19 protein-coding genes are annotated in these 24,705 nt (G+C 34.8%); 9 read left to right on the top strand and 10 right to left on the bottom strand.

What is annotated here, in order from left to right; all coding sequences use genetic code 11:
- Nucleotides 1–324 precede the first annotated feature (324 nt).
- On the bottom strand, nucleotides 325–2,520 hold the full coding sequence (gene recQ, locus D5R40_RS11075; protein ID WP_124154653.1) for a DNA helicase RecQ: 2,196 nt from the start codon (nucleotides 2,518–2,520) through the stop codon (nucleotides 325–327).
- Between the two features lie 120 nt (nucleotides 2,521–2,640).
- Between recQ and D5R40_RS42560 the strand changes: the two genes are divergently transcribed.
- The 3 genes from D5R40_RS42560 to D5R40_RS11065 all read left to right on the top strand — a co-directional run bounded on the left by D5R40_RS42560 (nucleotide 2,641) and on the right by D5R40_RS11065 (nucleotide 3,480).
- Nucleotides 2,641–2,769, top strand: a complete 129-nt coding sequence (locus tag D5R40_RS42560) for an element excision factor XisH family protein (RefSeq protein WP_353734833.1) — start codon at nucleotides 2,641–2,643, stop codon at nucleotides 2,767–2,769.
- Between the two features lie 202 nt (nucleotides 2,770–2,971).
- Nucleotides 2,972–3,154, top strand: a complete 183-nt coding sequence (locus tag D5R40_RS39445; protein WP_240038919.1) for an element excision factor XisH family protein — start codon at nucleotides 2,972–2,974, stop codon at nucleotides 3,152–3,154.
- Nucleotides 3,142–3,480 (top strand): XisI protein, encoded by a 339-nt coding sequence (locus D5R40_RS11065; RefSeq protein WP_124144653.1) that lies wholly within the window; start codon nucleotides 3,142–3,144, stop codon nucleotides 3,478–3,480. Before D5R40_RS39445 ends, D5R40_RS11065 begins: the two co-directional genes overlap by 13 nt.
- Nucleotides 3,481–3,670: 190 nt before the next feature.
- Here D5R40_RS11065 and D5R40_RS11060 read toward each other — a convergent pair whose 3' ends face one another.
- Entirely contained in the window at nucleotides 3,671–4,603 is a 933-nt protein-coding gene (locus tag D5R40_RS11060; RefSeq protein WP_124144654.1) for an Rpn family recombination-promoting nuclease/putative transposase, read from the bottom strand.
- A gap of 531 nt (nucleotides 4,604–5,134) precedes the next feature.
- On the opposite strand from D5R40_RS11060, the gene D5R40_RS11055 reads away from it, so the two are divergent.
- Nucleotides 5,135–5,986: a methyltransferase gene (locus D5R40_RS11055; RefSeq protein WP_124144655.1), complete on the top strand. Its 852-nt coding sequence runs from the start codon at nucleotides 5,135–5,137 to the stop codon at nucleotides 5,984–5,986.
- Between the two features lie 188 nt (nucleotides 5,987–6,174).
- Here D5R40_RS11055 and D5R40_RS11050 read toward each other — a convergent pair whose 3' ends face one another.
- The 5 genes from D5R40_RS11050 to D5R40_RS11030 all read right to left on the bottom strand — a co-directional run bounded on the left by D5R40_RS11050 (nucleotide 6,175) and on the right by D5R40_RS11030 (nucleotide 12,939).
- Nucleotides 6,175–6,735, bottom strand: a complete 561-nt coding sequence (locus tag D5R40_RS11050) for a Uma2 family endonuclease (RefSeq protein ID WP_124144668.1) — start codon at nucleotides 6,733–6,735, stop codon at nucleotides 6,175–6,177.
- Between the two features lie 85 nt (nucleotides 6,736–6,820).
- Nucleotides 6,821–7,966, bottom strand: coding sequence for a glycosyltransferase (locus D5R40_RS11045; RefSeq protein ID WP_124144656.1), 1,146 nt, complete (start codon nucleotides 7,964–7,966; stop codon nucleotides 6,821–6,823).
- A gap of 263 nt (nucleotides 7,967–8,229) precedes the next feature.
- A complete protein-coding gene (locus tag D5R40_RS11040) occupies nucleotides 8,230–11,316 on the bottom strand; it encodes a type ISP restriction/modification enzyme (RefSeq protein WP_124154652.1) in 3,087 nt (1,028 codons plus the stop codon).
- A gap of 293 nt (nucleotides 11,317–11,609) precedes the next feature.
- A complete protein-coding gene (gene nfi / locus D5R40_RS11035) occupies nucleotides 11,610–12,272 on the bottom strand; it encodes a deoxyribonuclease V (protein WP_375339377.1) in 663 nt (220 codons plus the stop codon).
- A gap of 283 nt (nucleotides 12,273–12,555) precedes the next feature.
- Nucleotides 12,556–12,939, bottom strand: coding sequence for a hypothetical protein (locus D5R40_RS11030; protein WP_124144670.1), 384 nt, complete (start codon nucleotides 12,937–12,939; stop codon nucleotides 12,556–12,558).
- Nucleotides 12,940–13,515: 576 nt separating this feature from the next.
- Here D5R40_RS11030 and D5R40_RS11025 point away from each other — a divergent pair.
- The 3 genes from D5R40_RS11025 (at nucleotide 13,516) to D5R40_RS11015 (ending at nucleotide 18,015) form a co-directional block, all read left to right on the top strand.
- Complete coding sequence (locus tag D5R40_RS11025; protein WP_124154651.1) at nucleotides 13,516–14,772, top strand: ATP-binding protein; 1,257 nt, start codon at nucleotides 13,516–13,518, stop codon at nucleotides 14,770–14,772.
- Nucleotides 14,773–15,902: 1,130 nt separating this feature from the next.
- Nucleotides 15,903–16,565, top strand: coding sequence for a M23 family metallopeptidase (locus D5R40_RS11020; protein ID WP_124154650.1), 663 nt, complete (start codon nucleotides 15,903–15,905; stop codon nucleotides 16,563–16,565).
- Between the two features lie 1,009 nt (nucleotides 16,566–17,574).
- Nucleotides 17,575–18,015 carry a hypothetical protein gene (locus D5R40_RS11015; protein WP_124154649.1) on the top strand — a complete coding sequence of 147 codons (441 nt, stop codon included), beginning with the start codon at nucleotides 17,575–17,577 and terminating at the stop codon, nucleotides 18,013–18,015.
- Nucleotides 18,016–18,319: 304 nt separating this feature from the next.
- Here D5R40_RS11015 and ftsH read toward each other — a convergent pair whose 3' ends face one another.
- Entirely contained in the window at nucleotides 18,320–20,311 is a 1,992-nt protein-coding gene (gene ftsH, locus D5R40_RS11010) for an ATP-dependent zinc metalloprotease FtsH (RefSeq protein ID WP_124154648.1), read from the bottom strand.
- 455 nt (nucleotides 20,312–20,766) lie between these two features.
- Here ftsH and D5R40_RS11005 point away from each other — a divergent pair, with 455 nt between their 5' ends.
- Both D5R40_RS11005 and D5R40_RS11000 read left to right on the top strand, forming a co-directional pair.
- On the top strand, nucleotides 20,767–21,351 hold the full coding sequence (locus tag D5R40_RS11005; protein ID WP_124144663.1) for a PadR family transcriptional regulator: 585 nt from the start codon (nucleotides 20,767–20,769) through the stop codon (nucleotides 21,349–21,351).
- A 30-nt stretch (nucleotides 21,352–21,381) separates the two neighbouring features.
- On the top strand, nucleotides 21,382–23,280 hold the full coding sequence (locus D5R40_RS11000) for an efflux RND transporter periplasmic adaptor subunit (protein ID WP_124154647.1): 1,899 nt from the start codon (nucleotides 21,382–21,384) through the stop codon (nucleotides 23,278–23,280).
- 855 nt (nucleotides 23,281–24,135) lie between these two features.
- Here D5R40_RS11000 and D5R40_RS10995 read toward each other — a convergent pair.
- Nucleotides 24,136–24,339 carry a glycosyltransferase gene (locus D5R40_RS10995; protein ID WP_282433621.1) on the bottom strand — a complete coding sequence of 68 codons (204 nt, stop codon included), beginning with the start codon at nucleotides 24,337–24,339 and terminating at the stop codon, nucleotides 24,136–24,138.
- Nucleotides 24,340–24,417: 78 nt separating this feature from the next.
- Nucleotides 24,418–24,642, bottom strand: a complete 225-nt coding sequence (locus D5R40_RS10990) for a glycosyltransferase family 4 protein (protein ID WP_124154645.1) — start codon at nucleotides 24,640–24,642, stop codon at nucleotides 24,418–24,420.
- Between the last annotated feature and the right edge of the window lie 63 nt (nucleotides 24,643–24,705).

The raw sequence follows: 24,705 nt of genomic DNA, 5'->3' as shown, positions 1-24,705 counted from the left end.
GCAAGGAGAAACAAGAAAAAAATTTTCCTTTTATTCAATCCTCTTCCTTTTAGGGAGAGGTAATTATCAATTATCCATTATCAATTATCAATTATCAATTATTGAAGCTACTGCTAACACACCCTACCAATAGCTTTGTCCGTTACGCTACCGCTAACACACCCTACCAATAGCGTTCATGCGTAAGTCCTGAATTATAGCAATGTGCGCTGGCATATTTACAAATTGCAGGAGGTTTCCAATAGCTAAAAGCCTTATATTATCAACTTTTTATTCCCCTTGTTGCCTGTTGCCTGTTGCCTGTTGCCTGCGCGCAGCGCTATACTAAAAATCTAAGCGATCGCTCCGCCAATATGCTCTAACTAATTTAATTTCATTATAATTATAACGTTCTTGTAAATATTCATAAATAGGTTTCAATGCTCCATCTCCTACTTCTTCTATTGCAGCAATAATTTTTTCCTGATGTTTGGGTGTTACTAATTTATCAATATCTACTGGTTGCTCTTTTTCTATTAATTCAGCTAAATGACCAGTAACAGTGCCAGAACTAATTCCTCTTTGATTAGCAATAGCATCAATACTTAATCCTTGTTTATGCAATTCTAATGTTTCTATTTGAGTAAAAGAAGGAAAATTATCTACAACTTTTGCTAGCTCTCGGATAGGTTCTGAATTAGTAGATAAACCATTCTCTGCACAATAATTTCTAATCGCTTGAATAAACTTTTTGCCATACTTATCTTGTTTGCGACTACCTACTCCAGAAATATCCATAAATTCATCCAAAGTTTGAGGTCGTTTCTGTGCCATTTGTTGTAATGTTGTATCTGGAAATACCACATAAGGAGCTACCATTTGTTCATCAGCAATTCGTTTCCGTAATGCCCGCAATTCTTCAAATAATCGTTGTTCATCTGCAGCTAAAGAAGTAGTAGTTTTTTCGATTTTACGTTTTTTTTCTATCGCAATTTCTACCTTTTTTCTTCGCCCCATTACATCCCAACTATTTTGATTAAGTTTCAACACTGAATAACCATCAGTTGTTTCATCCATTAAACCTTGATGTAAGAGAGATTTTGCCAAATGTTTCCATTCATCAACACTTCTATCTTTACCAATAGCATAAGTAGAAAGTTGGTCATGTTTTTTATCTAAAACTTTCTGACTTTTAGAACCTCTTAAAACATCAATAATATGATTCATACCAAACCGTTCTTTAGTCCTCGCCACACAGGACAAAAACTTCATTGCCTCAATCGTCCAATCTTCTATTGGCTTAGGATATTTACAATTATCACAATTTCCACAATTTTCGGGCAAATCTTCACCAAAATAGCCTAATAAAATTCGGTGGCGACATTCAGTAGCATCAGCATAATCAAGAATTCGTCTTAACTGTTGATAACCAATTCTTTGTTCTTGTTCATCAAGTTTTTGAGCAATTAAATATTCAATACCTTTCTTATCGCCATAACTAAAAAATAGAGTACATTTAGCAGGTTCACCATCTCGACCAGCTCTCCCAGTTTCCTGATAATAACTCTCAATATTTTTAGGTAGATCGTAATGAATTACAAATCTAACATCTGGCTTATTAATACCCATACCAAAAGCCACAGTTGCCACAATTACATCAATATCATCTCGGATAAATTTAGTTTGATTAATAGCTCTTTCCTCATCATCCATTCCAGCATGATAAGGTAATGCAGATACATGATTTTGTCGTAATTTATGAGCAATTTCATCAACTTTTTTTCGACTATTACAATAGACTATTCCAGAACCACCAAGTTTTCTAATTATTTGCAATGTTTCAGCAAAAGTATTTTTAGCATTAGTTTTTTGACGGACTTCATAATATAAATTTGAACGGAAAAAACTAGCAATATGAATATAAGGTTGTTGTAAATTTAATTGAGCAATAATATCTCCCCGGACTCGTTTTGTCGCCGTAGCAGTTAAAGCCATCATCGGCACATCTGGATAACTTTCTCGTAACATTTGTAACTGTCGATATTCTGGGCGAAAATCGTGACCCCATTCTGAAACACAGTGAGCTTCATCTATGGCAAAATTAGAGATACCTTGTTGAGCATTAATTAACTCTAAAAATGGTAAAAATCTCTCTGACAATAATCTCTCTGGAGCAACATATAAAAGTTTGATTTTGCCCTGCATAATATCTGTTTCTCGTTTTCGAGTTTCTGTCAGTCCAAGACTGCTATTTAAAAATGTCGCAGCAATACCATTATCTTGTAAACTTGCTACTTGGTCTTGCATCAAAGAAATGAGAGGAGATACTACTATTGTTAAGCCTGGTTTGAGTAATGCGGGTAATTGAAAACATAAAGATTTTCCCCCACCAGTAGGCATAACAATTAGCATATCTTTTTGTTGAAGTGCTGTTTCAATAATTTGTTTTTGCCCAGGGCGAAATGAATCATAACCAAAGTAATTCTTTAAATGTTTTTCTAAAGATGGTTGATTAAATTTTGTTTGATTTTGCACCGACATAGTGATAATTAATTTAAAAATTTATTATATTGTAGGTTGGGTTAAGCGCCAGCGCAACCCAACAAAAAAATGTTAAATTAATTTTGCACAGGTACTTAAACTTTAAGGAAACTTCCTGGAATTTCTGCTAAAGATATTTTTCATCAATTAGTTAGAACTGCTCTTGAGAATCAGGGTTGGATAATCACTCACGACCCCTATCGTATTGATTTAGGATTTGTTTATTTTTATATTGAGTTAGGTGCATAAAAGTTAATTAGTGCAACAAAATATGGTGAAAAAATTGCTATTTAAATTAAAACTTTTTTGGCAGCTTCAACAATTTATGAGTTTCACACTGCAGTTGGAAAATTAATTAATTTTTGTATTGCTTTGGAGGAATAAGAGACAGAACGAAAATTATATTTAGTAATTCCATTAGAAATTTATATAGGAGTCGCCATTACTATATTTGACATATCAAAAGCTTAACACTCAGACAACACTAGATTTTTATTTCTTCCTTCTTCCTTCTTCCTTCTGCTATAAACGCTTTTTTAAGTATCCATTCATTCAAACTGTAATTCATCGTAACCAAATTCCATTAATTATTTATGATTTTGAAAAGGAGGCGATCGCTCAATGGATAAATTAGATTTATATCGTCAATTAATTCAGGAATTACTAACAGCAAGAGCTAAGTTACGTTCTCCTAATGACCCAATCAAAAGTCAAACAATTTTTGACCGCGAAGGAGAACACTATCAACTTGTTAATTTGGGATGGAAAAATAACAGTACCAGAATTTATGGTTGTGCTATTCATGTCGATATTATTGATGGAAAAATCTGGGTACAACATGATGGGACTGAAGAAGCGATCGCCGACCAATTAATAGAAAAAGGAGTTCCAGCACAAGATATTGTTTTGGCCTATCATCCACCTAATCTGAGAAAATATACAGAATTTGCCCAAAATTAACTATTATTGTAAAGTGGATGATATGGCTCGCCAAGCTCGCTAAGGATTTCAATCCTTGGCTAATAGTTTAAGTCATCTTAAGATGACTCTTGAGGAGTATGCCATCTTTTTAATAAATTTGACTTTTGATTTGAAAGTTTTGAACCTATCAAATCTTACTTTTAACTTTTGACTTTTGACTTTTAACTTTTCAGGGGTTGCGAGAATTTAACCAACTCTCCAAATCTTCTAGACTGTTGAAATCTAACAAATCTTCTCCTAAACTTTCTAACTCTTCAACAGCTAAATCTTCAATTTGATTATTTATTGAAGTGGGAATATCTTTAAATCTTTTTTTCAGTAAACGCATAACAAAAGCGATCGCTTTTGTTATGCGTCCTTCGACTTTTCCCCTAGCTTCTCCTTCTTGTTCTGCATAAGCTATTTGTCCTCTTTGATCCTGCAATGCTATGGCCCGACGCTCAACCATTTCTAACTCTTCTGGTGTCATATTAATTTTATTAGCAATGTTTAAAGCTTGTTCAATTTCTGCAACTACTCCCAAATTCTCTGGAATATAATCTAAGCGAGCAGCTTCTTTAAGAAAGAAAATCCACTTCTCTGTCAAAGTTTCTAACTCGGCCAAAGTTTTTTTAAACTTCGGTAACTCCACAAATATTAGCCGCAATTCTACATCGGGATATTTCCAGTTTTTATCTTCATGTTTAAACACAAAAGAATTAATTACATCTACTACTTTTTTGTCTTTAAAGAAAATAAAATCTGTAATTGTTACCGCTATTGCTGGACGTAGTAGAAGATAATCATCTCCTGTTTTTAACTGGTTGCCATAACCTTTAATTAAATTGTACATGACTCGCTTACTAAAACCAGTCATCGATGCTACTTGCATTTCAATAACTACAACCGAACCATCAAATAAAACAGCTTTTATATCTAAATAGGTATCCTTTAAACTGATTACTTGACCCTGATTAAAGGGGTTAATAATCCTTAAAGACTCAATTGTTTTTTCTCCATTATAAATTATGGCATTTAGGAAACTGATTAAAATTTCTGTGCTTTCCTCGGAACCAAATATTTTTTTAAAAGCATAATCAACCTTGGGACTAACAAAATCCATAGTGATTTTTCCCTTAAGAACATTTGAATTATTAAAAATATTATAGCAATTTCCAAAAAGCGTGAGGTACAAAATTCCTTGTCATATTTGACAATAATAATAGTTTTTGAGACACAATAATTATTATAAAATCAACAACTAAAAGTATCTATAAAATCATAAATTATAGTTAATTTGACCCCAGACAGGCAGTTGAAAATTCCTGCGGAAATTCAACAGCAACTTAATCCAGGCGATCGCTATACAATTACAGAAGATAGCTTAGTTTTTTAGAAGATTAAAAAGGGTTTTGACTGGGATGAATGGGAACGAAGAATTGAAGCAGCTAACCCCGAACCCAACCAATTAACAACATAAGAAATTTGCGAAATTGTGCGGGAAGTACGTTATCAAAACAGTTTAAAAAATGACTAAAAATTGTGAAATTGGAGTTGGCACTTGGTAACAGCTTCTCTAGCATTAGCATTAGACCAATTTAATTTATGGTAAAGTCGTTAAAGTTCAAATCACTATGTCATAAAAGATAAAATTATGAATTTTTTTTTCAAAAGTATTGTTTCCCAAATTCTCCAAAATGATATTGCTTGGAGAATACTTTATAATACTGTAGTTCGGGCTTCGGAATTTATTAAGTCTGAAAGGATTATCTTACAAGAACCAAACTGTAAACAGGTCGTTAATCATAAAGATGAAGTTTTATCAATATCTCCTGATTTAATCGTTAAACACGGTCCTTTTAAAGGGATGAAATATCCTGACCAGAAATCAGTTGGTAGTGCTTTAATCCCTAAAATTGTAGGTTCATATGAATCAGAACTTCATCAGATTATAGGCCAAATATGTAACACGGATTATAGTGAAATAGTTGATATAGGATGTGCAGAAGGATATTATGCAGTTGGTTTAGCAATGCGAATACCTACTGCTAGAGTCTTTGTATATGATATAAAGGGTCAAGCAATAGATTTATGTAGACAAATGGCTCAAATTAACAATGTAGCTGATAGAGTAATTACTGGATCTTTCTGTGATATAAATACCCTTAAAAGTATTCCATTTACAAAAAAAGCTCTGATTATTAGTGATTGTGAGGGCTATGAAAAACAACTATTTACACAACAAGATGTTTCCTTCCTTGTGAACTGTGATTTATTAATTGAAATACATGATTTTATTGATCCTAGTATTTCCTCTACATTGCGAAAATGCTTTTCTGATACTCATTCGATCAATGTTATTGAAAGTATAAGCCATGTTATCAAGGCAAATTGTTCTTACTGTTATGAGGAATTACAAGATTACGGATTACTGGATCGCAGACGACTATTATCAGAAGGGCGCCCAACAATGATGAAATGGTTTTATCTCAAACCAAGTCTGTAACTTTTTCATCAAAAACTAATAAATTTACAAGATTTTGTTTTAATAAAATCTTACCGATAAATTGTGGGTATGTGCCTCCCCTTTTAAAGGTATAAAAAAAAGATAATTCCGTATTTCAAGCCTCCTTATTACAGAGGTACTGATAACTGATAACTGAAATGACTAGCTAATAGCTGATAGCTGAATGCTTAGATTAATAAATTAAATCCAGGTAAAACATCTTCTCCAGATAAAGATATAGGTAAAGTTAATATTTCCACAGGTTTTTGAGGACGATAAATTTCTGCAGTGCTATCTTGAGGATTAATTAACCATCCTAATCTCAAACCACAATCTAAATATTCTTTCATTTTTTCCTGTAGAGGTTTTAATCTATCGCTAGAAGAGCGTAATTCAATCACAAAATCAGGACAAACAGGTGGAAATTTTTTCCTTTCATTGGGAGTTAAAGTTTCCCATTTTTCTCGTCTTACCCATGAAACATCAGGAGAGCGACTACCACCACCAGGTAAATTAAATATTGTTGAGGAGCTAAATACAAATCCTAACTGAGTTTTTCGATTCCAAATAATAACATCAGCAATTAAATTAGCTTCTTGATTACCACTTTCTCCACCTACAGGCGACATAATAATCAATTCTCCATTACGACTAAGTTCTAATGACACCTCTGGATTAACTTGACAGAGTTGATAAAAATCTTCTTTTGTTAATGTAATTAATGGTTTTAAATCTAAAACAGTTCTCATAGTCAATTATTATCAATTTTATTCTATTGTAGCTTGACAAACATAAGTCGTACTTATGATACTATTTCTCTGTAATAACCAGATTTTAAATGCCAGCATTTTTAAATTCTGAATAACACTTTTCCACAAAATTTAAGTAACTATTTTGAAACACTTCCGGCGCAAATCTATAGGCGTGTTTTCTAATAATTTCTGCCTGAAAATATGCCTGATAATTTTCAAATTTTTCTACCACTTCAACCAAAGCTTTTTCTGTCTGTTCGGGAAACAATAAACCTGTTGCTGAATCTGGATATTTTCTCATATCTCGCACTGTTTCAGTCGCCCCACCAACACCATAAGCAATAACAGGTGTTCCGCAAGCTTGTGCCTCTACTAAAGCCATACCAAAATCTTCACAAGCAGCATAAATAAAACCTTTTGCTTCTGACATATATTGAGTAACTACTTCTTCAGGTTGCCAACCCATAATTTTGACATTAGTTTTAGCAAGACGGCGTAATTGATTTAATTCCTCACCAGCACCAATAACTATTAAATCTCGTCCTAACTGATTAAAAGCTTTGACAATTAAAGATATTTTTTTGTAGCTCACTAATCTACAAACAGTAAGATAAAAGTCTTGTTTCTGAGATTTAAAAGGAAATTTTTCAACATCTACTGGCGGGTAAATTACCTCAGCTTCGCGTCGATAACAACGCCAAATTCTTCTAGCGGTATGTTGAGAATTAGCAATAAAATAATCTACTCGGTTAGCAGAAATTACATCCCATTCTCTGAGTCTATGTAAAAGATATCTGGTAAAAATACCAGGGATACCTTTGCCTAATTTACTATTATTTAGATAGTCAAAAGTTAAATCCCAAGCATAACGCATAGGAGTATGACAATAACAAATATGTAATTGATAGGGTGTAGTAATAACTGCTTTAGCAACAGCGTGGGAAGAAGAAAGAATTACATCATATTCTCGTAAGTCAAGTTGTTCGATCGCTATTGGTAATAGAGGTAAATATTTTTGTACTCCGTTACGAGCTAAAGGCAAATTTTGTAAAAATGTTTTGCCTATTTTGCGTTGATAAAGATAACTTTCAGGATTGCTTGACTCGAAATCAATTAAAGCATATAAATCTGCATTAATATGCTGGAGAATTTCTTTAACAACCAGTTCTGAGCCACCAGTTGCTTTAGGCGTTAACCATTCATGAACAAGAGCATATTTTACTTCCACAATAGACTTTTAAATATTTAAAAATAGAACAACTTTTGATTTTATAGTATTTTTTTATATCGATAAAGCATATTTAATTATGTACGGCTTGCTGATTAAATCTCAAAGCATTTGCAGATAAAGGTTTTACCAATTAATGGTATTGAAAAAGTACCTGGTTTTCAGCTCTTCATGCTCAAAAAGTTGGCATTTTGGGCAAGAGTCGGGCAAAAAAATTACTCCCGTACTCCCCTACTCCCCCGCTCCCCCGCTCCCCCGCTCCCCTACTCCTTTAGGGACGGTAAGTTATTAACAATATCTACTGTTTCTAAACTAACTGTAATTACTTGACCAATTAATCGGACAATATATTGTTCGTCGTCTAAGCGGTTGGGGTCATTTTCAATGTCACTGCGTTTGTCTACTTTTACTTGGTAGCGATCGATAATCCAATCTAATGCGGAACGGTTTCCGAGACGATACTCAAAGACTTTTGGCGGAATATTGGCTAAGGTGAGAAATTCGTTATAAGTTAATTGGGTTTTATCTTTGCTGAGTTTCATTTTTTCGACTCGCCAATTTAAGGGAACTTCTTCATTCTCGATAAATGTTAAGGGATATTCTGGTTGTTGTTCGTAGTTGATGTGAATTTCGGCGAGGCGTTTTCCTGCTTTGGCAAATCGGTGAAAGTCTGAAGTGTAGGGAATGCGGGGTAATTCTCGTTTCAGGTTATCGGCGTATTTTTCCCGGTAGGTGGGATGGTGTAAAAGGGCGTAGATATAATAGAAGATATCCCATTTGTTGATAGTTGGGTTTTGGTATTTTTGGCGAAAGGTGTCTAAGCTCCAATCGGTGATATTTTCTTGGCGGTTGGTTCCATCTTCGTCGTAGGTGTAGAAAGGGAAACATTGGGTTTGTCGTCCACCATAATGAAGACAAGGAATATAGTTTGTTATTTGTGATGAAAAGGGAATTTGAGCTTCATTTACTACACAAATTACCCGATTCTCTTTCTCAGTTTCTGGAGTAGGGAATATGTAGGGAAATTGATAGCGACGATTATTTAAGCGAGCATCAAAATAAAGGCAAGATTTAGTAAAAGGACGATAAAGAGACTGTCTAATATGATTTTTGTCATATTCTACGATAATCCCTCGTTTTAAATGGTCTTTCAAATCTCCAGACCAACTAATTTGAGTATCATCATAAGTGACAAAATCATCTACCTTAACAGATTTGTCTTGCCTATCCTGCCATTTCCTGACTTGTTCATTATAAGTAGCGATCGCCCGTTGAATATTTTCTGCTAATTCATCAGGATTAAAATTATAAGCCCAAACATCGCGACTGGTATTAACTCCATTGCTAAATAATTTAAAAATAGTATCGGTTACTTTTCCCTTTGCAGCTTTAGTTTCCTTGGTTCCCATTGGGATAAAAGTTTCAAAATCAGCCTGCAACCCTGCCGTTAACCAGGTATTTTTTTTGTCCGGTTTAATTTCTTGCCAGTCAATTCCAGCAAATGTTTTTGCTTTTTCCAGAAAAGCAAATTTTTCTTGACGAGTAGCTTTCCAATCAACCTCACTGTAAAAAATCTGATGCTTTTTAATACCTTTATCTTTTCGTTTGATTAAAAATGTCACCGCTATACCCACCATTGCAGCTAAACCAAACACTGTATGTTTTTCTCCAATGGGGATACCTTCCCTCATCGAATCTTTTCTGACATTTCCTTTCAAATCTAAAACATAAATCACGTCAAAATCTTGTGCTAAATGCTTACGCATCCCATCAAAAGCAATATTATCAATAAAGCTATTATTAGTGACAAAAGCCACAATTCCCTCATCTTTAATTCTATCTGCTGCCCAACGAAAAGCTTTTACATAAGGATCTGAAAGCTTATTTTTTAAAGTTGCTTTTGAGTCCTTAGAATAAGTCTGAGCTACCCGTCGATCTACTTCTTCATACTTCCGGTTTTTATTATTATCATTCTCATTCACCTGTCCCATATTATAAGGAGGATTACCAATAACTACAAAAATCTTTGAATCTTGCTGTCGTTGCACCCGTTGAGTATTTTCTGGGGTAAAAAAATCAAGTTGTAACGCTTCTTGAACTGAAAAAGTATCCACCAAACAAATCCCTTCAAAGGGTTGATATTTACCCGTTGCTTCTAGATATTCATGCTCAATATTCATCGCAGCAATATAATAAGGCAATAACATCACCTCATTACAATGCAACTCATTTTCATATTTATAAGGTAAAACAGTTTTTCTAATTTCCCGCATTACCCGCATCAGAAAATTACCAGTTCCCACAAACGGATCGAGAATATGTACCCCTTTATCGCTGAGAGATTTCTTAAACTCTTTTTTCAGAATCTCATCAACACTTTTTACCATAAAATCAACAATAGACTGGGGAGTATAAACAATCCCATGAGTATCAGCAACCTTAACAGCAAACCCTTGGAAAAACTTCTCATAAACCGTGTTTAAAAAATGCTGTTTCTCGCTATAGTCATTAATAGTTTTAGCAGCTTCTTCTAACGCCCGATAAAAATAATCTACCTCCTCCAAAAAATGATTCCGACTAAAAGACTTCGAGGTTAAAGCATTAATCACCTTCTCAATTTCCACCGCAATAATATTCCGCCGAGTAAAATCTGGATTATCAAAAATCTGGCGAAAAATTCGTTCCGTTAGTAAATGCTGAATCAGCATTTCTTCCACCGCTGCATCAGAAATATTAGGATTAATAGACTGACGACAAATATTACTAAACCCATCAAACGCAGCAATAAACTTTTTATTAGTTTTGCGTTGACTCTGAATTAACTCAACTAATTTTTCCCCTAAATTATCAACTCTTTCCCCAAACTCTGTAGCAGCTTTTTCCCAATTTTCTATCTGGGGTGGGCGATATTCAAAAAATAACTTGAGACTTTCTACCAGAGCTTCCGGTTTCGTAATTTCTCCATCATAAACCTGTTTTCCCCCTTGCCAAATAATCACCCGTTCGGGAGACTGAAAAATAATATTATCTTTGGGATAACCTTTAGCAAATTTCTTTTTTACTTCCTTAGCTAAATCATCTTCGGTATCTTTCGCTTCCCAGATACCATGTTTGAGAGTATCATCTCTAACTAATAACCCATCAACTCGGATTAGTTTTTTCTTGGTTAATGGAATGCTATTTTCTTGTAGCAACGTCCAATTAAACTGTTGACAACAAGCCGTTAATAAGTCTGCAAAAGCCACTTTTACCGCCCCTTCATTAACAGCCCCCAACTGTATAAACTTGTTTAAACTTTGGTAATATAATTTGACTGGTTTGTGAGTAGGTTTGAGGTTGAGAATAGCCATTTCAGTTATCAGTTATCAGTTATCAGTTATCAGTAAATACAGTTCAGTAGACTGACACATCTAAAACTGTGCATTAGCTTTTAACTTGAAAATTCTTACTTTTTACTTTTTACTTTTTACTTTTTACTTTTGAATTGAATCTAATGCACCATTTTAGATGAAACAGTCCAGTAGAGTGTGTTAGCGATAGCGTAACGCACCATTACACAATATATAGTTCCTTTGCGTAAGTTCTATTATTTTTTCCCTCCTTTCTTCCTCCTTCTTCCTTCTTCCTTCCTCCTTCTTCCTTCTTAATTAGAAGCTAATTTATCAGCCCAACGAGTTGTTTCAGGCAACCGATATTTAGTAGTACATTTCAACACATAATTTATAGCAGTTATTAAGCTAATTCTATGACCAGTTGAAACATAAATTGGCTTAACTCCAGTACGAGTTCTAACAATAGCACCAATAACTTCTTCTTCATCTATTATTGGTTGCCAATTACCCCTTTCTAAACCAACAGAATTATATTGACCAATATAGTGAGATTTAGCTACACCAATACTAGGGATATTAACTAAAACTCCTAGATGACAAGCTATACCAAATCTACGGGGATGAATTAATCCTTGACCATCACAAAGCAATAATTCAGGAGTAATATTTAGCTTTTCTAGAGCATCTAAAATAGCAGGTATCTCTCGAAAAGATAATAATCCCGGAACATAAGAAAAATAAGTAGGACGTTTAACTATAGACTGTTCTAATAATTCCAATTGTGGAAAACTTAAAACTGCTACTGCTGCTTGAGTAATCTTATCTGAATCACTATAACCAACATCAATACCAGCTACATATTTAATAGTTCCAAATTGGTCTTCAGTTATTACTTGATGGCGGAGTTTTTCTTGCAGAGCGATCGCTGTTTCTACATCAGTAGGAAAAGGAAACTTTTGGTCTATTTTCATCATATTTAGTCTTTAGCAATTCAGCTAATTAAAATAATAAGTAGAACATGGTAATTTTTGAGCACTATGTATCAAATTGTCAATTAGCTCAAAAGTTTATATTCATTGCCTTTAAGAGTTTTTTGATTAAAAATGCAACGTCTTTTTTTTAGCCTGCTCTACTTAACTACTATAGACTTCTTGCAAAAGTTTTAATTAAATTAATTCAATATATGAAATCAACAATTTCATCTCCCTATTCCCCATTCCCTATTCCCTATTGCCTGACTTCTGCAAGAAGTCTTATTTAAGAAGATTTACTATCTCTTCTTCCCAATTCATAAACACCACAGATTACACAAACAATTATCCCAATACTAATTGACCAACTTTTATCTAAACCAATTTCTACACCCCAATTGCACAAACTTCCTACAATTAAAAAAGGCACAATACTAAAAATAGAAGCATAAAAAGCATTCTGAGATTCTCTTGCTTTGCGCGTCTTTTCAAATTCTTTCTCAGATGTATACAATGCTCTTTCTGCAAAATTAAACCAACGGTTAAGTTGTAACGTCACCCACTCACTCAGAGGAGAAAAACCCCAATATAAGGCCAAAGACCAGAGAGATGCACCTGCGATCGCTGTGGCATCTATGGCCAATCTAAAGGGAAAAATTTCTTCAAGTATCATTTTTTAAAATCTTATATTTTATTTATTAGGCAAAATATTAAATCCCTGAATTATAACAAATTTCAGGAATGATTATATTTTAAGTATTCAATTAAACATAAACATGAAATTAGATAATTGGTATTATCTATTGTTACTCGGTCGGAAAAATCACTTAAATTAGGATTATATCTAGAACAAGTTAATATAATTGTTAAAGAAACAGAATAATAGTTTATATCTAAAAGTTATCAGCTTTAAGACTGCTCAATCGAGCAATGAAAAAATAACTAGACAGGTAAAGTGTAGCTCTGGATTATATCTGATATGAAAGATACTTAAGAAAACAACGATTGAATAAAACATGATTACTAAATATCTCAGAACTAATACTGAGTGAACTTGAATAAATAGCCGAAGGATGATTTATGAACAAGGCAAATATATATAAATAATATCTAGAATTATATAATAATGTAATGACAAATTATGATTTTGAATCGGAATATAATTTCAAATTCATTGTTGCAGGAATTGCATCTAAAAATCGGCGAATAATTTTTTCAGGCTTGTGTTCAATACCTGGCTCAAGTTTTGCAAATAAAATATGGATTTATTGGAGAATTTATAGACAGTACTCGACCACAAATTAGGGTATTAGCTTTTTGGTCAGGAGACAGGTTTATACCTAATTTTAAATATTATATAGAAGGAACTCCTTGTAGTACCATTTATGAAACAGGTCTACAAATTTATCACCATTCAATTCAACAACTATTCCCAGAATATCGAGATTTATTAACTTTGCAAGCTGAAAGTTATTTAGGGATTTCTATTGTAGATAGTCATGGAAAAATTATCGGTCATCTTGGAGGTTTAGATACTAAACCTTTAAAACACAATTATGAACAACAAACATCTATCTTAAAAGTAATTGCTACTCGCTCTGCAGCTGAAATTGAGCATCAATTATCTAAAAAAGCCTTAAAAAAGCAAAATATTTACTTACAAAGAACTCTTAAAAAGTTGAAAAAGACTCAAGCTCAACTCATTCAGGCGGAAAAAATGTCTAGTTTGGGAGAAATGGTGGCCGGAATTGCTCATGAGATTAATAATCCTGTCACCTTTATTTTGGGTAATTTAAATCACGTTGATAACTATACTAAAGATTTATTAGATTTAGTTCATCTTTTGCATAAAAATTGTTCAAATTTACCCGATGAAATTGCAGAAAAAATTGAAGAAATTGAATTGGATTATATCGAAGAAGACTTACCCAAATTATTAGATTCAATGGAAGGAGGAGCAAATCGTATTAGTAAAATTGTTAAATCATTGCAAGTTTTCTCCAGCTTGGATAAAAAAAAAGTAATATCTGTAGATATTCATGTAATTATTGACAGTATCTTACTAATTCTTCAACCCCGTTTACAAAATCCATTGTTTCAGATTAAAGTCATTCAAGATTATGGCGAGCTGCCTCTAGTTAACTGTTTTCCTAACGCATTAAAGCAAGCAATAATGAATATTATTAATAATGCCATTGATGCACTAGAAATAAAATTTTATCAGAATAAATATGGAGTAGAACAACCAAAAATTTCTATCAGAACAGAAAAATTAGAAAATGATTGTCTCGGGATTTATATTTCTGATAATGGCTTGGGTATAACAGAGGAAAATTACTCTAAAATATTCGACCCCTTTTTTACAACTAAACCAGTCAGTCAAGGCACAGGTTTAGGGCTATCAATTAGTTATCAAATTATTGTTGAACAACATGAAGGCAGAATAAAATGTATTTCTTCTCCTGAAAAAGGAGCGGTATTTGTGATTGAAATACCAACTTGAAATTTTTTGATTTTGATCAGGAAGAAGGAATAGGGAAGAAGGAAGAAGGGAAAATCTTGTGTTGTCTGAATTTAGAGCTAGGGAGTAGGGGAGTAGGACAGGGTCAATTTATTGTCACTTGAGAAAAATTGTATCCTTTGAAATTTCCTACATCTTATACCAATTTCATAAAACATTGCTACAGTCACAACATAGGGAACAGGGAACACTTAACTGGGAACAGGGAAAGAAAAACATGATAAAAAAGAGGAAAAAATATTTGATTTTTATAAATTATGGGATTAATTGTTTTTTATTGTAGGAATAAATTACTAATTAAGATGTAACTACCTTTTTTGAATTTGGTATTACTAGGATTAGTTAACCAAAAATATAGAGTTCAGGAATTACGCCCAAACTCTACATATAGTAGATAAAAACTATAGCACTATGGTATATATAGTTTTTTTACCATAAAAATGCGTAAGTCTTGGAGTTGCAAATATTTTCTGACGACAAAGAATTAGCTCTGGGGGAGTGGGGGAGATAAAGACACCTAGAAATTAAAATCTATTGCACAGTAAAAATCACTCAGAATTTTCCATTTTCAGGATTGAAACACTATATATATATAGCACTATAGTTTTTCTTCTCTATATTTAGCGTTAATCTCCGAAATCCTATTTTGAGAGAAACTACTGAAAATTTTCAGGTACTAAATGGCTCAGACCTCTACATTGAGAGAGCCAAAATCACTCAGAATTTTCCATTTTCAGGATTGAAACACTATATATATATAGCACTATAGTTTTTCTTCTCTATATTTAGCGTTAATCTCCGAAATCCTATTTTGAGAGAGACTACTGAAAATTCTCAGGTACTAAATAGCTCAGACCTCTACATTGAGATAGCCAAAATCACTCAGAATTTTCCATTTTCAGGATTGAAACACTATATTCAATATATCAATACATATATAGCACTATAGTTTCAAAAAGCTTTCCTTAAGGGACGGGGCTTGAAACCCAAATTTTCAGTAAACTAATTTTTGACTAATGGCGACTTAGTTAAATTGATGATACAATTCCTCAGAATCTTCAGATGTATCAAATCATCCCTGGTCACAAGAAATTGAGGAGTGAATAAAAACCATGTCAAATCCAATCCCTCTTGGTTTGCCCTTGGTATCTAATCCTGTAAAGGAGTATTTTAATAAATCAAAAAAAATTTTACTATTACTAGGAATCATCGGAGTTGGCTTCACCACCACAGGACTTAAACAAGAATTAGTCACAGCTCAAGAACCCACAATTAATAATCAACAAATAGCCTACGTCAATAACTGGCAAAATGCTTCCTTCCCAGTGGAAAACTTTCAAGGATATACATCCCCCTTTGGCCCTAGAGGAGGGGGATTTCATTATGGGTTAGACCTAGCAGCACCCCAGGGAAGCTACATCCGAAATTGGTGGGCAGGCAAAGTTGTAGAAGTTTGGGAAGATAGACGATGTGGCACTGGCATAGTCATTAAGTCAGGCTATTGGGAACACGTTTACTGCCATGTTCAAGGAGGGGTAGAAACTCATGGCGGACGTCGTTATTTAGTAGATCGTGGTGGTGGAATTATGCTACTTCAAGGTCAAGTCCTGCCCGCTGGGACTCGAATAGCGAGAGTGGGAATGACTGGTCGAACCAGTGGCCCCCATCTTCATTGGGGTTTGAAATATGGGGGTCGTTGGGTAGACCCTGGTTTAATTTTACGAGAGATGTATGCTCAACAAACTAGGAGTCTATCAGGTTTACAAGGTAGATAATTCCATGTGTAGGGTTTAAAATTGTCAAACAAGAATTTTGAGCGAATAGTTACAAGACCTTTCGATTTTAAAGATTAGCTATAAACTAAGACGTTATAGTTTTTGAACTTTGAACATGGTTAGATATTTTCTCCAACCTATCAATATTTTGAGACTTTAAAACACCTTTTCCCTTTGACGCTTAAACTAAGACGTTATTTCTTTGCTACAGGTAATAAATACATCAGTTTGAAATGATGTCAACCCCATTTGGAGCTGTGAGTCATCAGAAATCCAAATAAGTTTCAACTTGGCTGAGAAAAATACAAAGTTGGGAATGTATAGCAACGAATACCTCGGTTAGGACATCGTATTTTTATTGAAAAGGAATGTAGAGGGTGAAAATCGTCTAGTGAAGTCGGTTTCCAGTTTTAATTTAAACATTTGATGCCGCGCCCAATGATGAAAAGCTTAATTACTTTTCACCCGAATAAAGAAGTATTCTAACACCTCCAGGTTTATTTTCGGCTTCAACACACAATTAAGCTGATTTGTCAAACTTGTATTTGATTAAGTATTTTAAAAAATTATGATTTCCTCATTGGTGTATTTTAGCAATCTTTAATTATGATAGTATTAAGTAACCTATTAAATAATAACCGATAAATATTTGAAAAAAACACATTGGTTTTTAGTTAAAAATTTATGAAGTTTTAATTCTAGTTTATCGGCTAAAATTAGTAACTGACAGGAAAACTGAAAAACAAAAATTCGGAAAGTAAGAACACGAACAATGAAACAAGTATTCATATTTAATGAAGCAGAAGCGCAAGAAGCACTCAAACAGTTTAAAATCTTGTACCCAGAATGGTAAAATCAGATAAAAAAACATGAAAAAACAATAGAGAAATGTTTATTAACTGGAGAAGAACCAAAGCTTGATGATCCAATACGCAATGAGAAATATCCCAGACTCTATGTTGATGAACAAGATGTAAAATCGGTACAAGACGAGATTGATGCCTGCGCAATGAGCGTTGCAAAAACACTTGTTGAGGCAGCTCTTTTAATTATTTCAATTGTAGCATTCAAGCCACCAATTAATACTAGGGTATATTATCTTGTAGGAAAAAAAATTGGTAAACAGGAAATACTAAGCCAATTCCGTACAGCAATTTTCAAGATTTCAGAAGCAATTCAAGCCAGTAATGCAACGGCAGCTGCCAGCGGAGTATTTGATCTTGCAAAAATGATATATGAAGTTGGCATAATACAAATAATCTTTGATGCTATAATAAGTGAATTAGATTTCTGGGATGTGGCTTTATTTGTAGCTACCAGCATACCACAAATTCTAGCATTTATTCTTTCAGGAGGAGCTGCAGCCATAGCAAAAATTGCCGTAGTAGTGTTGAATACAGTTTCATTTACACTATCAGTACTTGAAACAGTAGAAACATGTGATATATAGAACCCATTTGGTATCTCTTAAAACTTAGGCGATCGCTAATCTCTTAAGCATAAGCCTTATTGGACTTTGGACAAAAAAAAGATTAGTTAGCGTAAATATTATGCTAACTAATTAGATTAGGGTTTAGAAACCGAATAAAATCTGGAATTGTCTTCTTTTAAAAGTTGTACATAAATATAGTCAAATAATTTCAAATATCTTCATTTATTGGTACTAACCAGCTATACATATAATGTCTTTGGGTAAGTAGTCAGTAAAAATTTTTTTCAACCATCTACCTACCACCCAAAAACTAACTCAACCGTTAACCTTTCTTTTCCAAATTAAGAGAAAGTTTCTGTTTCTCAGGTAATGTTGTGTATTCCGAAACAATTCTCCGGAACTCCTCACCCTCAATAGTTTCCTTTTCTATTAACAGGTCTACTAACCTGTCCATCACCACACGATTTTCTCTAATGATTCGGCGAGCTTCCTCATAACAATGAACAGCTATTGCTCGAACTTGATGGTCAATCTTAGTCGCAACTTCCTCAGAATATTCTGACTGTGACTGCCAACCTCGACCCAAAAAGACTTCCTCACTGGGATTCTCTAGAGCAATTGGCCCTAAATCCGACATTCCATAACGAGTTACCATTTCACGGGTTAAATTAGCCACACTCCTAATATCGTTAGCAGCTCCCACCGTTACCTCCGCAGGGCCAAAAATCTCCTCCTCTGCAGCACGCCCACCTAAAGAAATTGTAATTCTGTCTATTAACCAAGAACGGGTATATAACCCACTGTCAACCATTCCTTCATCCATAATTGGTTGAGCAAAACCACCCACTCCTCCAGAACGAGGAATAATACTCACCTTATTTAAAGGGTCAGAATTTTTGAGTACAGTCATTAACAAAGCGTGTCCGACTTCATGGTAAGCAATTAACCGTTTTTTCTTACTATCCAATAATGGAGTTAAACTCAAACCGATGGTCACTCGGTCAATAGCATCATCAACTTCCGAAGGTGTAATTGCTTCCTTACGTCTTCTAGCAGTCAGAATAGCTGCTTCGTTCAGCATATTGGCTAAGTCTGCTCCTGAAAAACCTGGTGTCCGTCGAGCGATCGCCTCCAAGGAAATCTCTGGAGTTAGTTTTTTATTCCGAGCATGGACTTCCAAAATTCCCAAGCGTCCATTATAAGCAGGCAAGTCTACAGTTACTTGTCTATCAAACCGACCAGGACGTAATAATGCAGCATCCAGGACATCAGGACGGTTAGTTGCAGCGATAATAATGATGCCTGTATTGCCTTCAAACCCATCCATCTCTGTCAGTAACTGGTTTAGGGTTTGTTCCCGTTCATCGTTACCTCCACCAATACCAGCTCCTCGTTGTCTACCCACCGCATCTATTTCATCTATAAATATGATGCAAGGAGCATTTTCTTTGGCTTTACGAAATAAGTCCCTGACGCGAGAAGCTCCCACACCCACGAACATTTCCACAAATTCTGAGCCAGAGATACTAAAAAATGGAACTCCTGCTTCTCCAGCGATCGCCTTTGCTAATAGAGTTTTACCTGTTCCCGGAGGTCCTACCAAAAGTACTCCTTTAGGAATTTTTGCCCCAATAGCTGTAAATTTTTCTGGCTTTTTGAGGAAACTGACTACTTCTTGAAGTTCTTCTTTTGCTTCTTCGATACCTGCCACATCATCAAATAATACTCCTGTTTTGGCCTCCATCTGAAAACGTGCTCTGGACTTGCCAAAGTTTAAAGCATTTCCCTGTGACTGACTAGAACGACGCAGGATACTTAGCAGCACAATGATAACTACAAAGACGATGAGGATATTGAAAATAATACCCATAGCAGCGCTATTGTCGGGAGAGCGCTTCAGTTCAAAGTCAATTTTTTGAGCGCGAACTCGATCCAGTAGTTCTGGGTTATACTCAAATACATTGACGGTATACATAGGTTCATTACTTTTTTGCCCTTTCAGGCTAACTTTAGCAATTCCTTGAGAGGGATAAGCATCTATTTCTGTAACTTCACCAGCTTTAATTTTCTCGAGTAGCTGAGTGTAGCTCAGAGAGTTTTGAGTATTACTTTTATTAGCAAAAGCTGGAGTTCCTAGTAAGGCACCTTGAGCAATTATCCCAGTCACCAAAATTCTCCATATAAGTTTTTTATATTTTTGAAAAATAATAGTTTTGGTATTTTGGGTATTAGCTTTAGGATTCCACGGTGATGGGTGATAGTTGTTAATTTTATTCGGCCCATCTGTTTTTATTTGTTTCCAGAAATTTTTCATTAGTATTCTTGAGTCGTGGCCTTTTATCTAGATTAAGGGTACATATCTATATCAATAGCGTATTTCATTATCTTTGCAGTAGTGGTAGTTTGATTCATATCTGATACCAATTACCATGCATTAATGCTGAACTTAAGTAGCACTTCAATTATTAAGTAATTAAAACAAGCAAAATTACATTTTTGGTAATTAGGGCTTGCTGATTAAATATGAAAGCATTGACAGGTAAAGGTTGTAGCATTCCGATCGCCATTTCCAGGCGGGGTTGCGCGACCCAATTATTTTGATAAATAAAACAAGTAAGTTTCCGTTCTACTGAACTTATCCAAACTTACCCCCCAACCCAACTCCCAGGGCTATAGAATATAAGTTGAAGATTTTTTAATTTTTATTTCGTCAGATGAAATAAATTGAAATATAATTAAAAAATAAACAAATATATCAGACTGATATAAATGCTTGAGTTATCTGCCCTCGGTTTACTGCAAAAGAAGCCTCTGCACGGCTATCGTTTAAAGCAACAGCTAGAGTTATTTATGAGTAGCTGTATTAGCATCAACTATGGTGCTATATATCCGTTGCTGAAACGATTAGAAGAGCGGGGTTATATTTTCGTAGTTACAGAAGAACCAGGGAAAGCCGGGTGTAGTCGTAAAATCTATCAAATAACAGAAAAAGGGCGCGATCGCTGGCGTGAAAAAATGCTAGAAAATCTCAAAGAAAGTTGGGTAAAAGGTCGCTCTAGATTTCTGATTAAATTTTTCTTTTTCAGTGATTTAGAACCCATAGAACGAGTAAAACTGATCGAACATCGTTTAATAGTTTGTCAACTACGTCAAGAATATTTAGATAGTCAACAATCTGAAAATATACAACGAGACCCCTATCAATTTTCGGCTTGGAATCGAGCAAAATCAATGCTTAATTCAGAAACGCAATGGCTCAGAGAAGAATTAGTCAAAGAATTAGAACTGATAAATTTTGATTCTAATCAAGCAAAAAAACAGAATTTTAACTCTATATTAACTGCAGAAATTTAGTCAAAATCACAAAAAATAAAGGTTAAATAAATGTCAAATTTCAATTCATCAAACTCAGCAATTAAAGACAAAACTAAACCACCAGAAAATATCCAGGAGAATACCAAAATAGAAATATATGAAGACCAGACAAAAACTACTCTGGAATGGTTTCAACCTGAGAAAAAGAATTTTTCTGGTGTACTTTGGGCAACAGTAATTATTGCCACCCTCGGAGTAGGATTTTTAGGAGGACAATGGTGGCAGTCTCAAAGTAGCGAAACAGCTAACAAACCATCAACAGTAGCTCCAGGTAGACGACGAAGTACCCTAGTTAAAGCCATACCAATAGAAACTACCTCCCTCCAAGAAATCTCAGAATTTGTCGGGAAACTCGAAGCAAAACGCTCAGTCGAAGTTAGACCAGAAATAGATGGTAGAGTAGTAGAAATTTTAGCCCAGGAAGGAACCTTTATATCCAAAGGGCAGGCGATCGCTAAACTCAAAAGTGATAATGTGGAAGCCAACTTAAGGAGAACTAAAGCAAACCTCCGGCGAACTCAAGCACGTTTAGCAGAACTCAAAACCGGAGCAAGGCCAGAACAAATTGCCGCATCTAGAGCGCGTCTTAACCAATCTCAAGCACGTTTAGCAGAACTCAATGGAGCAAGACCAGAACAAATTGCCGCATCTAGAGCGCGTCTTAATCAATCTCAAGCAAGTTTAGCAGAACTGCAAGCAGGTACTCGTGATGAAGAAATTGCTCAGGCAAAAGCACAACTACAAGAGGCAGAAGCACGACTGGCCAATGCCAAGTCAGGTAGTCTGTTAGAAGAAATTGCTCAAGCTAAGGCGCAAATAGAATTACAACAAGCAGAATTAGAGTTAGCTAGCGAACAAGTAAAGCGAAATCAAAATTTGAGAGCAGAAGGAGCGATCGCTGAATTAACTTTTCAGGAAATTTTTAAACAAGAGAAGGCAGCTAAAGCAAGAGTAGAGGAAGCAAAAAGACGAGTGACCCAGTTGCAAAGAAATAGAGAATCTACAATTGAGACATTAGAAGCAGCAGTGGAACAACAACGCCAAGTATTGAGAAGGTTAGAAAATGGCACTCGTCCCGAAGAAATTGCCAGAGCACAAGCGGAGGTGGCTGAAGCTCGTAGTAATTTAGAGGAGTTACAAAACGGCACTCGTCCTGAAGAAATTGCTAGAGCAGAGGCGGAGGTTGCAGAAGCTCGTAGTAATTTAGAGGAGTTACAAAACGGTACTCGTCCTGAAGAAATTGCTCAGGCGAATGCAGATGTGGCAGCAGCACAAGCAGAGGTAGAGAGTTTAGAAGCGGAGTTACGGGATACGGTAGTTGTAGCACCCTTTGCTGGAATTGTGGGAAATATGATTGTGAAAATGGGAGATTTTGTTACTGATAATGACACTATTACTACTGTGACGGCAAATCAAGTATTAGAAATAAATTTACCAATTCCTTTGGAGCGACGAGGGGATTTAAAATTGGGTTTACCTGTGGAGATTAAGAATTCAGAAGAGAAACCTGTGGGAATGGGGAAAGTTAGTTTTATTTCTCCTACTGTTAGTAGTGACTCTCAAACTATTTTAGTTAAAGCAGATGTGGATAATAGTGCTGGAAAGTTAAGAGATGGTCAGTTTGTGCGGGTAAATGTGATTTGGGATAGACGTCAAACTGTGGTAGTACCAATGACAGCGGTAGGTTTTCAAGGAGAAGAAAGGTTTGTGTATTTGTTGGAAGGAGCGGGTGAGGAGCAGAAAGCAAAACGCCAGATAATAGAGTTAGGTTTGGTTAAGGGTGATGTGACTGAGGTGGTGTCTGGTTTACAATCTGGTGACAAGTTGATTGTTTCAGGGGTGCAAAAGTTGAAGGATGGCTCTGCTGTGAAGCTTTTAAATTCAGATAAAGGAAAGAATAAGAGATAGTTGAAACTTATATCATTTGCCCTCTCTCGGGGAGCTATGTCAGCGGATAATTAGTTATCATAAAATTTTTTTTGTAGTTTTGCTCTATCCCTTTAAATACTTGTCTTATATCATGTCTCTTTAAATACCCACAAATAACATTTATTAGGTAGTAGAGAGTAGGGGGCAATTTGATAGATTCTCAAAATAATTGAGAAAATATCATTTTTATTATGTCTAATTAATGAGACTTGATATTATGGATAGAGCAAAACTACGAGCCTCATTATAATTATAAGTTTTTTACTGTAAGCGTAGCTCCTTTGAAGAGGGAAAATGATGTTAAAATCCCCTGGCTCTCATCTTCAATTCCAGCTTTAATACCAAATTGATAAATTTTTGCTACAAATAGCTAGGATATTTCTTAGGAGTCAACCCACCCCTCGCCCCTCCCCCTCCCAGGAGGGGAAGTCAGGAGGACCGAGTCAGAATGAATGGTTTAAATACCATTTTTTAGGTCGTAAATCATTCTTTTCTCTTGGTGCGCTACCAGGTGCGACTGGCGTCGTCGCGGGGTCGCACCGCTTTGTTAAAGTGCATATCCTGCATTTGTATTTTTATTCCTCTTACTATTAGTAACATTCTTTTTTTAAATTGGTATAATCTACAGAAAAATTATAAATTTTATACTTCAATAGACATCTGATAAAATTGCAGATGTATAGCATTTTTTGTACCTTTTTTCAGAAATTTTATTTCCTATTGCCTGTTGTATACTGCTACAAAAAGTCTATTATTTTTCGCAGATGTCTAATTAATTTTAATTACATTATGATATATTTTTTCTGATTTTGCAGCATTTAATTTGAGGTTAAATTATGTTTCTATCCGTCTACGAACCAGGGTAGAAAATTTTTCTCTTAGTTCCACATTTTCAAACAAATTCAAAATATATTTAGCTAGACTCTCCCCATCTTTTTCTTGTGCTAAAAAACCCGTTTCTCCATCAATTATTGCTTCTGGAATACCTGCATGAATCGAACTAACAACAGGTAATCCCATTGCTTGTGCTTCTAGAATAACTATCGGTAATCACTCGGATTCTCCTGTAGCAGTAGTAACGCTTGGCGCTCCCAATAAAAAAGCTTTATTCATCAATTATTTGACAACTTCAGGTGGTTTAACTCCAAGAAAACAGTAATTAGATAACAAACTTCCAGCTAAACTTTCTAAAGATGAACGTAAAATTCCATCGCCAATAACTACTAATTTTATATTAGGAATAGTTTTTTGTACTTGAGCGATCGCCTGAATTAAATATTCACGTCCTTCTTCCCTGGCGTTGCTGAGTGGTAATGATTTTGAGATTAACTTTGGGCGCAAAACATCAGTTTTTCAATTTTACCTTCAGCTAATAGACATCTCCAAGAATCAAAAATCAATATC

This window comes from Okeania hirsuta (assembly GCF_003838195.1).
GTDB classification, from domain to species: domain Bacteria; phylum Cyanobacteriota; class Cyanobacteriia; order Cyanobacteriales; family Microcoleaceae; genus Okeania; species Okeania hirsuta.
Note: the sequence above shows the minus strand (reverse complement) of the source record. Positions and strands in the feature narration are given on the sequence as shown.